Source organism: Streptomyces canus (genome assembly GCF_041435015.1).
GTDB lineage: Bacteria > Actinomycetota > Actinomycetes > Streptomycetales > Streptomycetaceae > Streptomyces > Streptomyces canus_G.
Genome location: NZ_CP107989.1, coordinates 3,713,589 through 3,727,022 on the forward strand (window position 1 = coordinate 3,713,589; position 13,434 = coordinate 3,727,022).

General features: G+C 71.4%; 8 protein-coding genes. 3 read left to right on the plus strand and 5 right to left on the minus strand.

All coding sequences use genetic code 11. The features are described from left to right. Nucleotides 1-74 precede the first annotated feature (74 nt). Both OG841_RS16530 and OG841_RS16535 read right to left on the minus strand, forming a co-directional pair. Entirely contained in the window at nt 75-3,566 is a 3,492-nt protein-coding gene (locus tag OG841_RS16530) for an ATP-dependent helicase (RefSeq protein WP_371565886.1), read from the minus strand. Between the two features lie 266 nt (nt 3,567-3,832). Further along, nucleotides 3,833-4,219: an MGMT family protein gene (locus OG841_RS16535; RefSeq protein ID WP_280862679.1), complete on the minus strand. Its 387-nt coding sequence runs from the start codon at nt 4,217-4,219 to the stop codon at nt 3,833-3,835. Nucleotides 4,220-4,405: 186 nt separating this feature from the next. Between OG841_RS16535 and OG841_RS16540 the strand changes: the two genes are divergently transcribed. The 3 genes from OG841_RS16540 (at nt 4,406) to OG841_RS16550 (ending at nt 10,427) form a co-directional block, all read left to right on the plus strand. Then, a complete protein-coding gene (locus tag OG841_RS16540; RefSeq protein ID WP_328640786.1) occupies nt 4,406-7,111 on the plus strand; it encodes a lysylphosphatidylglycerol synthase domain-containing protein in 2,706 nt (901 codons plus the stop codon). 80 nt (nt 7,112-7,191) lie between these two features. After that, nucleotides 7,192-8,736: an alpha/beta hydrolase gene (locus tag OG841_RS16545; protein WP_328640785.1), complete on the plus strand. Its 1,545-nt coding sequence runs from the start codon at nt 7,192-7,194 to the stop codon at nt 8,734-8,736. A 143-nt stretch (nt 8,737-8,879) separates the two neighbouring features. Then, entirely contained in the window at nt 8,880-10,427 is a 1,548-nt protein-coding gene (locus OG841_RS16550) for an alpha/beta hydrolase (protein WP_371565889.1), read from the plus strand. 53 nt (nt 10,428-10,480) lie between these two features. Here OG841_RS16550 and moeZ read toward each other — a convergent pair whose 3' ends face one another. From moeZ to OG841_RS16565, 3 genes are all read right to left on the minus strand, one after another. After that, on the minus strand, nt 10,481-11,659 hold the full coding sequence (gene moeZ, locus OG841_RS16555; protein WP_266559788.1) for an adenylyltransferase/sulfurtransferase MoeZ: 1,179 nt from the start codon (nt 11,657-11,659) through the stop codon (nt 10,481-10,483). A gap of 63 nt (nt 11,660-11,722) precedes the next feature. After that, nucleotides 11,723-12,469 (minus strand): spherulation-specific family 4 protein, encoded by a 747-nt coding sequence (locus OG841_RS16560; protein WP_371565890.1) that lies wholly within the window; start codon nt 12,467-12,469, stop codon nt 11,723-11,725. Further along, nucleotides 12,457-13,416, minus strand: a complete 960-nt coding sequence (locus OG841_RS16565) for an NAD-dependent epimerase/dehydratase family protein (protein ID WP_328640781.1) — start codon at nt 13,414-13,416, stop codon at nt 12,457-12,459. The genes OG841_RS16560 and OG841_RS16565 overlap by 13 nt, the downstream gene beginning before the upstream one ends. Nucleotides 13,417-13,434 lie beyond the last annotated feature (18 nt).

Consider the following 13,434-nt stretch of genomic DNA (forward strand, 5'->3'; position numbering starts at 1 on the left):
CGAATCACCCCGGCGGGCCGGAAGAAGCGCAGGTCAGCATGCGTGGTGCGACTGATCACACCGGCGTGCCCAACTCACTCCACGATCTGCCGTCCTTCCGGTTGAGCGCTGCACGAGGCCCGGAAGGCGCAATGGGAGCAGTGCTGCCCCGCGTTCGGTGTGAACCGTTCGTCGAGGACCTTTCCCGCCGCCGTGGCGAGCAGATCTCCGACCCACTCCCCTTCCAGCGGTTCCTGCGCCTGCACCTTGGGGAGGGTCTCGCCGCCGTCCCGCTTGGGGGCGCCCTGGCGCAGCTGGACGAGTTCGGCGCCGCCCGGTTCCGGCCGTACGCCGTCGAAGGCCTCGTCGACGGCGCCCTCGCGGACGGCGAGCTGGTAGACGGCGAGCTGGGGGTGGTGTTCGACCTCGGCGGAACTCACCGGCTGCTTGCCCGTCTTGAAGTCGACGACATACGCGCGGCCCTCACCGTCGGCCTCCACGCGGTCCATCTGGCCGCGGATGCGCACCTCGACCTCGCCCGCCTCCAGGGTGACGTCGAAGTCGTGCTCGCTGGCCACCGGTGTGCGACCAGTGCGGTCCATGACGTGCCACTTCAGGAAGCGTTCGAGCGCCACGCGCGCGTTCTCCTTCTCCTGCGCCGACTTCCAGGGCGCGTCGAAGGCGAGCGCGTTCCACACCGAGTCGAGGCGCTCCATGAGGACGGCGAGATCGGCGGGGGTGTGCCCGGAGGCGACCTCGTCGGCGAGGACGTGCACGACGTTGCCGAAGCCCTGGGCGACCGTCGCGGGCGCGTCGGCCTTCACCTCGCGGCCCAGAAACCACTGGAGGGCGCAGGTGTTGGCGAGCTGGTCGAGGGCGCTGCCGGAGAGCACGACGGGCTGGTCGCGGTTGCGCAGCGGCACCTTGGACTCGGTCGGCTCGAACATCCCCCACCAGCGGTAGGGATGGGCGGAGGGGACGAGCGGGCGGCCGTCCTCGTCGGCGAGGGCCGCGAGCCGGGCCAGCCGGCGGGCAGCGGCCTCCCTCAGGGTGTCGGAGACGCGCGGGTCGACGGTGGTGGCGCGGAGTTCGGCGACCAGGGCGGCGACGGACAGCGGGCGGCGGGGGCGGCCCGTCACGTCCCTCGGCTCGACGCCGAGTTCGGTCAGGAAACGGGAGGGCTGGTCGCCGTCGTCCGCCGGTGCCTTCACCGCCGTGACCACGAGTCGCTCACGCGCACGCGTGGCGGCCACGTAGAACAGGCGGCGCTCCTCCGCCAGCAGGGCGCCCGGGGTGAGCGGTTCGGCGAGTCCGTCGCGGCCGATGCGGTCGGCCTCCAGGAGGGAGCCGCGGCGGCGCAGGTCCGGCCACAGACCCTCCTGCACGCCCGCGACGACGACCAGGCGCCACTCCAGTCCCTTGGAACGGTGCGCGGTCATCAGGCGGACGGCGTCGGGGCGTACGGCACGCCGGGTGAGGGTGTCTGCGGCGATGTCCTCGGCGTCGATCTCCTCCAGGAAGTTCAGAGCGCCGCGGCCTCCGGTGCGCTCCTCCGCGCGTGCAGCGGTCGCGAACAGCGCGCACACGGCATCGAGATCACGGTCGGCGTTGCGCCCCGCGGCGCCGCCGCGCCGTGCGGCCCGCTCGAGGCGTCCGGGCCACGGCGTGCCCTCCCACAGGTCCCACAGCGCCTCCTCGGCGCTGCCGCCGTTCGCGAGGCGCTCGCGGGCCTTGCCGAGCAGCGCGCCGAGCCGCTGGGCTCCGCGCGCGTACGCGGGGTCGTGCACGGCCAGACGTTCGGGCTCGGCAAGCGCCCGCGCGAGCAGCACGTCGGAGGGCGGCGGCAGCGCGTTGCCCGCGGCCCGCTCCTCGTCCCGCAGGGCACGGCCGAGGCGGCGCAGGTCGGCGGCGTCCATACCGGCGAGGGGGGAGGCGAGCAGCGTGAGGGCGGTCTCGACGTCGAGCCAAGAGGTGTCGGACGGCGGTTCGGCGGGGGGAGGCTGCGGCTCGTCAGTCGAGTCCTGCGGCTCGTCAACGGACACCGACCACGCCTCGTCAGTCGAGTCCTGCTGCGGCTCGTCGGCGGACACCGACCACGCCTCGCCGGCCGAGTCCCGGCGTGCCGCCTCGTCGGACACCGACCGCGGCTCGTCGGAAGCGTCGCCCTCCTCAAGTCGTGCGGCGCCCTCCGCCGCCTCCGCCGTGGCCACTGCCCGCAGCGCCGTCAGCAGCGGCGCCACCGCCGGTTCGTGTCGCAGGGCCAGGTCGTCGCCGTCGATGTCGAGGGGGACTCCGGCGGCGGTGAGAGCGCGCCGGACCGTCGGGATCGTGCGGGATCCCGCACGCACCAGAACCGCCATCTCGCCCCAGGGGACGCCGTCCTCCAGATGCGCCCGGCGCAGGATGTCCGCGATGTTGTCCAGTTCGGTGCCGGACGTCGGGTACGTGTACACCTCCACGCGCCCCCCGTCCCGGACCGGCGCGAGCTCGCGGTGGGCGCGGACCTTCTCCGCCGGCAGCCGGGTCAGCGGCATGCGCTGGGTCACCAGACGGGTCGCGGCCAGCAGGGCGGCTCCGGAGCGGCGGGAATTGCGCAGGACCTCGACAGGGGCCGTCCGGCCGTCCGCGCGCGGGAAGGCGTACGGGAAGTCGAGGATGCCGTTGACGTCCGCGCCACGGAACGCGTAGATCGACTGGTCGGGGTCGCCGAAGGCGACGAGGGTGCGGCCACCTCCGGCGAACGCCTGCAGCAGCCGTACCTGGGCCGGGTCGGTGTCCTGGTACTCGTCGACGAACACGGCGTCGTACTGGGCGGCAAGTCGCTCGGCGACCTCGGGGCGGCGGGCGAGGAGCACCGCGCGATGGACGAGTTCGGCGTAGTCGAGGACGCCCTGGAGGTCGAGGACGTCGAGGTACTCGGCGAGGAAGGCCGCCGCGGCCCGCCAGTCGGGGCGGCCGCTGCGGCGGGCGAAGGCGTCCAGGGCGCCTGGCCCGAGGCCCAGTTCGCGGCTCCGGGCGAGGACCGCGCGGACTTCGTCGGCGAAGCCGCGGGTGGTCAGACAGGCGCGCAGTTCGTCCGGCCAGCGCACGTGCGCGAGGCCGAGCCGCTCCAGGTCGGGCTGACCCGCCAGCAGCTCGCGTACGGCCACGTCCTGCTCGGGCCCCGACAGCAGCCGCAGCGGCTCCACGAACAGGTCACTGTCCTGGTGGGCGCGGACCAGGGCGTAACAGAACGAGTGGAAGGTGGTCGCCTGCGGCGCGCGCGCCGCTCCTATGCGCAGCGCCATGCGGTCGCGCAGCTCGACGGCCGCCTTGCGGCTGAACGTCAGCACGAGCACGCGCGCGGGGTCCCCTCCGCGGGCGATTCGTGAGGCCACCGACTCGACGAGCGTGGTGGTCTTCCCGGTGCCGGGACCTGCAAGAACGAGCAAAGGGCCGCTTGCGTGCTCAACCACGGCGCGCTGTGCGGCGTCCAGACGAGGGGGATCCACCCGGGCCGGCTGGGTACGCACCAGTCGATAAGCGCCACGGGTCCCCTGTCGCACCGGGGAGTGCGACAGACGCCTGGTGGAGGAAGAGGAGCTCACGTGGTTCGCCGGTCCTGGTGGGTGTGCTGTTGGGCGGCCCGCCGCGCGTGGAGGGCGGTGGACGGGGGGTGAGGGGGACGCGTGCAGCCGACGCTACGCCGACGCCGAGTGCGGAAGCAGGGCTTCCCCTTCTTCCCGTGCGACCCATGCGGCCCACGCGACCCGTGCGTCCCTCACCCCACGAACGTACGGCATGCCACGGACGTGCCCTGTTTCCCCCGTACGGGCCTCAGGGTGTCCCGGGGCCCGCGGGATGGCGGAAGCTGTCAGGTGTGACCCTCCGCACGATCGCCGCCGTCCCAGCGCGCCCGTCTCATGTCGAGGCGCGGCAGATGGTTCTCGGCGGCCCTGCTCGCCTCCTTCAGGGGCGTGCCCTCGGCGCGGTAGTGGCCGAGCGCCCGCAGTTCGTGCCCAGGAAGCAGGACGCCGTCCGAGCGGACGACCCGCCACCAGGGGACGGCTCCGCCGTACAGGGCCATGACCCGGCCGACCTGCCGGGGCCCGCCCTCCTCCAGCCACTCGGCAACGTCGCCGTACGTCATGACGCGCCCGGGCGGAATGCGTTCGGCGACGTCGAGGACCCGCTCGGCGTACTCCGGCAGCGTGTCCGCGTACTCCGGGTGGGCGTCCCGAGGAAGGCTCTGCTCGCTCATCCGCCCCATCCTGCCCCACCCCACCGACAATGTGACGGGCTCGCGACCGTGCGTATCCCTCGCCGAGGGACAGCGCTTCGGGCAGACTGTGCGCCCCCGCATGTGCACCCTGACGCCCCCGCGTGTCGGTGGGGCATGCCACCATCGTGCGGGCGGTGACTGGTGATACGAGATCAAGAAGAGACGATGAAGCCACAGGGTGTGCACCCGGAGGACGCCGAGAGCACCTCTGACGCTTCGTCGCGCCCCGACACCGCCGGCGCGGACGGCAAGGACACCGACGCCCGCGTCGAGGAGGTGCACGTCGACGAGGTCGAGAGCGACGAACCGCTGCTCCCCGCGCGCGTGCACCGGCCCTCCGACCTCATGCGACTGCTGGTCGGCGTGCTGGCCGTCGTCGTCCTGCTCGCGATCGCCGCGTTCGCCCACGGCACCACCTCCGGCCTCGAACAGGACATCAACAAGGGCACCGGTCAGGCGCCCGACCTGCTCATCAAGATCGCCGGTCTCGCCTCCAGCATCGCGATCCTCCTCGTCCCGGTCGCGTTCGCGATCGAGCGGCTGATCAAGCGCGACGGACTACGGATCGCCGACGGCGTGCTCGCCGCGGTCCTCGCCCACGGTGTGACGCTCGCCACCGATCTGTGGGTCGCCAAGGCCGCCCCGGGCTCGATCCAGGAGGCGCTCACCCAGCCCTCCCCCGGTGACATCCACGCCCTCACCGACCCGGTGCACGGCTATCTGGCGCCCGTCATCGCCTATATGACGGCCGTCGGCATGTCCCGCAGGCCGCGCTGGCGGGCAGTGCTGTGGATCGTGCTGATGCTCGACGCGTTCTCGATGCTCGTCACCGGCTACACCACACCGTTCTCGATCATCCTGACGGTGCTGATCGGCTGGACGGTCGCCTACGGGACGCTGTACGCGGTCGGCTCGCCCAATGTCCGGCCCACCGGGCGGACGCTGATCGCGGGCCTCAGGACCGTCGGCTTCCACCCGGTCAGCGCCGCGCGCGAGGAGGCCTCGGAGACCGCGGAGAACAGCGACCGTGGCCGGCGCTACTTCGTCACCCTGGAGGACGGCCCCCCGCTGGATGTGACGGTGGTCGACCGGGAGCAACAGGCGCAGGGCTTCTTCTACCGCGTGTGGCGCAATCTCACGCTGCGCGGCTTCGCCACCCGCAGCAGCCTCCAGTCGCTCAGGCAGGCGCTGGAGCAGGAGGCACTGCTCGCCTACGCGGCCATCGCCGCCGGCGCCAACGCGCCCAAGCTGATCGCCACCTCCGAGCTCGGCCCCGACGCCGTGATGCTGGTCTACGAGCACACCGGCGGGCGCACCCTCGAGTCGCTGGCCGAGGAGGAGATCACCGACGAACTGCTGCGCAACACCTGGCGTCAGGTGCAGGCGCTGCAGTCGCGGCGTATCGCGCACCGCAGGCTCGCGGGTGACGCGATTCTGGTGGATCGTTCCGGTGCGGTGATCCTCACCGATCTTCGTGGCGGCGAGATCGCGGCCAGCACCCTGCTGCTGCGCATGGACGTCGCCCAACTGGTGACGACCCTGGGGCTGCTGGCCGGCGCGGAGCGCGCGGTGGCCTCGGCGGTCAGCATCCTCGGCCCAGACGCCGTGGCCGACTGTCTGCCGATGCTGCAGCCCATCGCGCTGACGCGCTCCACGCGCGCGACGCTGCGCAGACTGGCCCGGGAGCGGGCCCAGCGCGAGCGTGAGGCGGTCCTGGATGCGTCCCAGCAGGCCAAGCAGGCCCGTCTGGAGGAGGCGCCGGAGAACGCACCCGTACTCGAGAAGCCCGACAAGAAGACCGTCAAGGCGGAGGCGCGGGCCGAGAAGCGGGCCATCGACGAGGCCATCGAGGAGGCGCGCGAGGAGGACCTGCTGACGCAGATCCGCCACCAGGTGCTGCTGATCAGGCCACAGGCACCGGTCGAACCGGCCCGCCTGGAGCGGGTCAAGCCGCGCACGCTGATCAGCTTCATCGCGGGTGCCATCGGCGCGTACTTCCTGCTGACGCAGCTCACCCACATCGAGTTCGGGCCGCTCGTCGCCAACGCCGAGTGGGGCTGGGTCGCGGCTGCGGTGCTCTTCTCGGCGTGCAGCTACTTCGCCGCGGCCATGGCGCTGCTGGGCTTCGTGCCCGAGCGGGTGGGGTTCCTGCGCACGGTCGCGGCCCAGGTCGCCGGTTCGTTCGTGAAGATCGTCGCTCCGGCCGCGGTCGGCGGTGTGGCACTCAACACGCGCTTCCTGCAACGCCAGGGGGTGCGGCCGGGTCTCGCGGTGGCGAGTGTCGGCGCCTCGCAGTTGTTCGGTCTCGGCTGCCACATTTTGATGCTGCTGTCCTTCGGCTACCTGACCGGTACCGAGAAGACGCCGTCGCTGTCGCCGTCCCGAACGGTCATCGCGGGTCTGCTGACGGTGGCGGTGCTCGTGCTCGTGGTCACCTCGGTGCCGTTCCTCAGGAAATTCGTCGTCACGCGCGTGAGGTCGCTGTTCGCGGGTGTCGTGCCGCGCATGCTGGACGTGCTCCAGCGGCCGCAGAAGCTGGTCACCGGCATCGGCGGCATGCTGCTGCTGACGGCCTGCTTCGTGATGTGTCTGGACGCCTCGATCCGCGCCTTCGGTCCGGAGGGGACCTCGCTCAGCATCGCCAGCGTCGCCGTCGTCTTCCTCGCCGGCAACGCGCTCGGGTCGGCGGCCCCGACACCGGGCGGTGTGGGCGCCGTGGAGGCCACGTTGACGGTCGGTCTGATCGCCGTGGGACTCCCCAAGGAGGTCGCCGCCCCGGCCGTCCTGCTGTTCCGTCTGCTGACGCTGTGGCTGCCGGTGCTGCCGGGCTGGCTGGCCTTCAACCAGCTGTCCCGGAAGGGTGCGCTGTAGTCCGTCCGCCGAGCCGAAACAGGTACCTCTTACGGCTCGCGCCCCGAGCGTCCCCCCGCGCGCGAGCGCAGGATGGGGTCATGCCGAATCCCCCTCGACTGCGCGCCGCCGCCCTGACCGCCACCGCCCTTCTGCTGACCTCCGTGCTGGCGGGCTGCGGCGACGACTCCCAGGACGAGGACCTGTCGGCCCAGAAGCTGAGCTGGAAGGACTGCCCGGCACCCTCCCAGGCCGAGGGTGGTGGTGACGCCCCTTCACCGCTGCCGGGTGACGAGAAGTGGCAGTGCACCACCCTCAAGGCCCCTCTCGACTGGACGAAGCCCAAGGGCGACACGATCGGCCTCGCCCTGATCCGGGCGAAGGCCAGTGGCCCCGAGGACAAGCGCATCGGCTCGCTCGTCTTCAACTTCGGCGGGCCCGGCGGCTCGGGCGTCACCACACTGCCCGCCTTCGGCACGGACTACGCGAAACTGCGCACCCGCTACGACCTGGTGAGCTTCGACCCTCGCGGGGTCGGCCGCAGCGCCCCGGTGGAATGCCTGAACGATCCCCAGCTCGACGTGTACTTCGAGCAGGACTGGACCCCTGACGACTCGGCCGAGCGCGCCTCGCTGCTGGACAACACCAAGGAGTTCAACGCGGCCTGCGAGGAGAACTCCAGGAAGATGCTGCCGCATGTGCGCACGACGGACGCGGCCCGCGACATGGACCTGATGCGCCAGGTCCTCGGCGACGACAAGCTGCACTACTTCGGCATCTCGTACGGCACCGAACTCGGCGGCGTCTACGCCCACCTGTTCCCGAAGCACGTGGGGCGCGCGGTCTTCGACGCGGTCGTCGACCCGACGCAGAGCAGCGAGCAGGGTTCGCTCGGACAGGCCGAAGGATTCCAGCTCGCGCTCGACAACTTCGCCGAGGACTGCACCTCGCAGCCCACGGACTGCCCCGTCGGGGACACCGCGCAGGATGTCAAGAACCGCATCGCCGAACTGCTGGCCGCCCTCGACCGCAAGCCGATCCCCGGCATCGGGCAGCGGGTGCTGACCCAGACCGCCGCGACCAACGGCATCGCGCAGGCGCTGTACTCGAAGGACTTCTGGGAGTACCTCACCGAGGGCCTGGAGCAGGCGTACGACGGCGACGGCAGCATCCTGATGCTGCTGTCCGACTCGATGAACGGTCGCAGCGAGAACGGCGAGTACAGCAACATCGCCGCGGCCAACATCTCCATCAACTGTGCCGACGACAAGCCCCGGTACACCTCCGCCGAGGTCGAGCGGAAGCTGCCCGAGTTCCGCGCCGCGTCACCGCTGTTCGGCGACTTCTTGGCCTGGTCGATGGTCAGTTGCACCGACTGGGCCGTGGCGGGCGCCGCCGACCATCCCGACGTGAGCGCCACCGGCTCGGCACCGATCCTGGTCGTGGGCAACACCGGGGACCCGGCGACCCCCTACGAGGGCGCGCGCAAGATGGTGGAGGCGCTCGGAGCGGGCGTCGGGGTCGAGCTGACGTACAAGGGACAGGGGCACGGGGCGTACGACAGCAAGAACAAGTGTGTCCAGGGCGCCGTGAACGGCTATCTCCTGAGCGGAAAGGTGCCGGCGGCCGGGACCGTCTGCTCCTAGCGCGACCGCAGCCACCCAGGACCTCCGGTGAAATCGCTGGTCAGAAGGTTATCCACAGGCCCCGACGGGTGTCTGGTGATCGGCCTACCATGGCCGGACCGGCTTTCATGGCTCGGCACGGACGGTTGGGGAGGGGGTCCGGAATGGGGCGTTTCGTACGGTGGGCGGCTGTGACCGCCGCGGCCGCACTGCTGGCGGCGGGCTGCAGCGGCGGCTCGTCCGGCGGTGGTGAAGGGGACGAGCGGTCGAGCAGCGCGAGGCCCAGCACCACAGGCGCGAAAGCGCTGCCCGCCGCGCTGACCTCGCAGAAGCTCGACTGGGAGCGCTGCAAGGCCACGGCGGACTCCTCCCCGCCCGGCAGGGACTGGCAGTGTGCGACGTTGAAGGTGCCGCTCGACTGGTCGAAGCCGGACGGCGAGACGATCGACCTCGCACTGATCCGCTCCAAGGCCCGCGGCGGCGACCGCATCGGCTCACTCCTGTTCAACTTCGGCGGCCCCGGCGCGTCGGGCGTCGCCGGAATGCCCGGGTACGCCGCCACCGTCTCCCTGCTGCGCGAGCGATACGACCTGGTGAGCTGGGATCCGCGCGGGGTCGGCGCCAGCGAAGGCGTCCGTTGCCGGAGCGACAAGGAGACCCAGGCCGCCGAGGCGGTGGACGCCACCCCGGACACCCCTGCCGAGGAACGGGCGTACCTCCGGGACGCCACCGACTTCGCCCAGGGCTGCGAGAAGGGCGTGGGCGGACTGCTGGCACACGTCTCGACCACCGACACCGCACGGGACATGGACCTGATGCGCCAGGTCCTCGGCGACACCGCGCTGCACTACTTCGGCATCTCGTACGGCACCCAGCTGGGCGGCGTCTACGCCCATCTGTTCCCCGAGAACGTGGGGCGGCTGGTGCTCGACGCGGTCGTCGATCCGACCGCCGACCTGGTGGACCACCGCAAGAACCAGGCACGGGGCTTCCAGCGCGCCCTCGACAACTACCTCGAATCCACCGGCCAGGACCCCGACCGGGGCACCCGGAAGATCGCGGACCTGCTGAAGCGGATCGACGCGGACCCGCTGGACACGTATTCCGGGCGGAAGCTGACCCAGGTGCTGGCGTTCACCGGGATGGTCTGGCCGTTGTACCGCCAGGACAGCTGGCCCTCGCTGACCAGCGCTCTCGACACGGCCGAGCAGGGGGACGGCTCCGAACTGCTGGCGCTCGCCGACGGCTACAACGAACGGGATGCCTCGGGCCGCTACGGCATGGCGACGCAGTCACAACGGGTCATATCGTGCTTGGACGACAAGCAGCGGCCCACGCTCGCGGAGACGAAGAAGCTGCTGCCCGAGTTCGAGAGGATCTCGCCCGTCTTCGGCCCCTTCCTCGGCTGGGACGCGGCCGGCTGGTGCCACGACTGGCCGGTGCCCGGGCAGTACGAGACCCCGGAGGTGAGCGCGCCCAGTGCGGCACCGGTGCTGGTGATCGGCAACACGGGCGATCCGGCGACCCCGTACGAGGGGGCCCGCAGGATGGCGGACGAGTTGGGCAAGGGCGTCGGCGTGGAGCTCACCTGGAAAGGCGAGGGACACGGGGCGTACGGGAACGGGAGCGACTGTGTGAACTCCACGGTGAACGCGTACGTGCTGAAGGGCACGGTGCCCAAGGACGGCAAGGTCTGCGGTCGGCGCCAGTAGCGGAAAGGGGCCCGGCACACCTGGTGCCGAGCCCCTTCCGGGAAGACGTGGGCCTAGTAGACCGGCTTGTCCGGCTCGATCTGGTTGACCCAGCCGATCACACCGCCGCCGACGTGCACGGCGTCGGAGAAGCCCGCGGACTTCAGGACAGCGAGGACTTCCGCACTGCGGACACCCGTCTTGCAGTGCAGGACGATCTTCTTGTCCTGCGGGAGGCCCTCCAGGGCGGTGCCCATGAGGAACTCGTTCTTCGGGATCAGCCTCGCGCCCGGGATGGAGACGATCTCGTACTCGTTGATCTCGCGGACGTCGATGATCTCGATGTTCTCGCCGTCGTCGATCCACTCCTTGAGCTGCTTCGGAGTGATCGTCGAGCCGGCGGCCGCCTCCTGGGCCTCCTCGGAGACGACGCCGCAGAAGGCCTCGTAGTCGATGAGCTCGGTGACGGTCGGGTTCTCGCCGCAGACCGCGCAGTTCGGGTCCTTGCGGACCTTGACCTGGCGGTACTGCATCTCGAGGGCGTCGTAGATCATCAGGCGGCCGACGAGCGGCTCGCCGATGCCCGTGAGGACCTTGATCGCCTCGGTGACCTGGATGGAGCCGATGGACGCGCACAGCACGCCCAGGACGCCGCCCTCGGCGCAGGAGGGGACCATGCCGGGGGGCGGGGGCTCCGGGTAGAGGCAGCGGTAGCAGGGGCCGTGCTCGGACCAGAAGACGGAGGCCTGGCCGTCGAAGCGGTAGATCGAGCCCCAGACGTACGGCTTGTTCAGCAGCACGCACGCGTCGTTGACCAGGTAGCGGGTCGCGAAGTTGTCGGTTCCGTCGACGATCAGGTCGTACTGGCTGAAGATGTCCATCACGTTGTCGGCCTCGAGCCGCTCCTCGTGAAGGATCACGTTCACGTACGGGTTGATGCCGAGGACCGAGTCGCGCGCGGACGCGGCCTTGGAGCGGCCGATGTCGGCCTGGCTGTGGATGATCTGGCGCTGCAGGTTCGACTCGTCGACCTCGTCGAACTCCACGATGCCGAGCGTGCCGACGCCCGCCGCGGCCAGGTACATCAGCGCCGGCGAGCCCAGGCCGCCGGCGCCCACACAGAGCACCTTGGCGTTCTTCAGCCGCTTCTGCCCGTCCATCCCGACATCGGGGATGATCAGGTGGCGGGAGTACCTGCGGACCTCGTCTACGGTGAGCTCGGAGGCGGGCTCGACCAGGGGTGGCAGCGACACGGGGACTCCGTTGGTCGGTCAATCACTACAGTTGTTCTCCCCGTAACACTGCCATGGGCTTCTTCATTCCGAGACACCCGTTCCGATCCGCGAGACGAGTTCGTCCCAGTAGCCGGGCATGGTCGCCCAGGGGTCGACGCGACCGCCGCGGTCCGTGCGGTCGGTGAACCAGATCGTCGAGGCGCCCTGCCAGCGCGCGATCCGCAGGGCCTCCTCGAGGTGCGGGCCCGGCACTCCGAAGACGAGGTGGCAGAAGCGGTCGGGCGGGTAGTCGGCGGTCCACTCGGCCACCTGCGACCAGCGGTAGTCGCTCCAGGGGCCGGAGAAGGTGACCAACTGGTCGGCGTTCTCGGCGTACCCGGGGTGGGGATGGGTGCCGTGGCCGAGGACGATGTGGGCATCGTCACGGATCGAGCGGAGCGCGGTGACGGTGCGGCGGACTTCGGGGAGCGCGGCGTGTTCGGTCGGGCAGTGGTCCAGGAGGAAGCCGTCGACCTGGTACCAGTCGACGTAGAGGTGTGCCTCGGGGAGCAACTCGCTGTAGGTGCGGACCCCGGAGGTGTCGAGGTGACCGAGGACGCGGACGCCCGCGTTGCGCAGCCGGCCGGCCGCTTCGAGGCAGTGCGGGTCGGGGCGGGCACCGGGTCCGTCGGCGACGTTGAGGACGGCCCAGTGCAGCGGGGTGCCGGGACGGGTGAGTTCGGCCCATTCGGCGGGGGCGACCAAGGGGTGGGCGAAGCCGGGGGCACCGAAGCCGACGCGCAGGTCGGTGCTCGGCGTGTTTGTCTTCGTGCTGGTCAGATGCGGCATGCCGCCTCCATCCAGATGTCGGCGAGGGACTCTTCGAGGTTGATCCGGGGGCGCCAGCCGAGCCGGTCGCGTGCGGTGCGCACGTCGGCCTGCTGCCAGCTGCCGCAGCCGTCGGGGTACGGATACGCGACGGGTCCCGCGTGGTCCGGTTCGGAGCGGGGATGCCCGATGGTCGCCCTCAGCGGGCCGGGAGGACCGTCGAGTTCGTGGAGGGCGCCGCCGTATCCGGCGACCCGGGCCAGGACGGCGGCGGCGTCGCGGAGGCGGACGGCACGGCCCGAGCCGATGTTGATGACGCCCTGTGCGGCGGAGAGCGAGGCCGCGTGGACGGCGCGGGCCACATCGCGGACGTCGACGAAGTCGCGCTGGGCGCCGAGGCCGGCGAGTTTCAGTTCACCGTCGCCGGACTGCATGGCGCGGCGCATGGCCTCGGCGAGACGGCCGAGCGGAGAGCCCGCGGGAGTGCCGGGGCCCGCCGGTGAGAAGACCCGCAGGACGACCGCGTCCAGGCCGGATCCGAGGACCAGTTCGGTGGCGGCGAGTTTGCTGACGCCGTACGGACCGCCGGGGCGGGGGACGGCGTCCTCGGCCGTGGAGGAGCCGGGCTGGCTGGGGCCGTACTCCGCGCCGCAGCCGATCTGCACCAGACGGGCACCGCAGCGGCTGCGCCGCAGGGCCTCGCAGACGGTGGCTACCGCGACCGTGTTGTGGCGGGTGAGTTCGCGGGCACCGCCACGGGTGGCGCCGGCGCAGTTGACGACGACGCCCGGGTGGACCGCGTCGAGGAAGCGGGTGAGGGCTCCGGGGCTGCCGGACGCGAGGTCGAAGCGGACGTCCGCGTCGTCGCCGCGGCCGAGCGCGGTGAGCTGGACGGCGGGGTCGGCGAGCAGGCGGTCGGCGACGAAGCGGCCGAGGTAGCCGTTGGCTCCGATCAGCAGGACTCTCATCGGGCTGCTCCCGGGGCC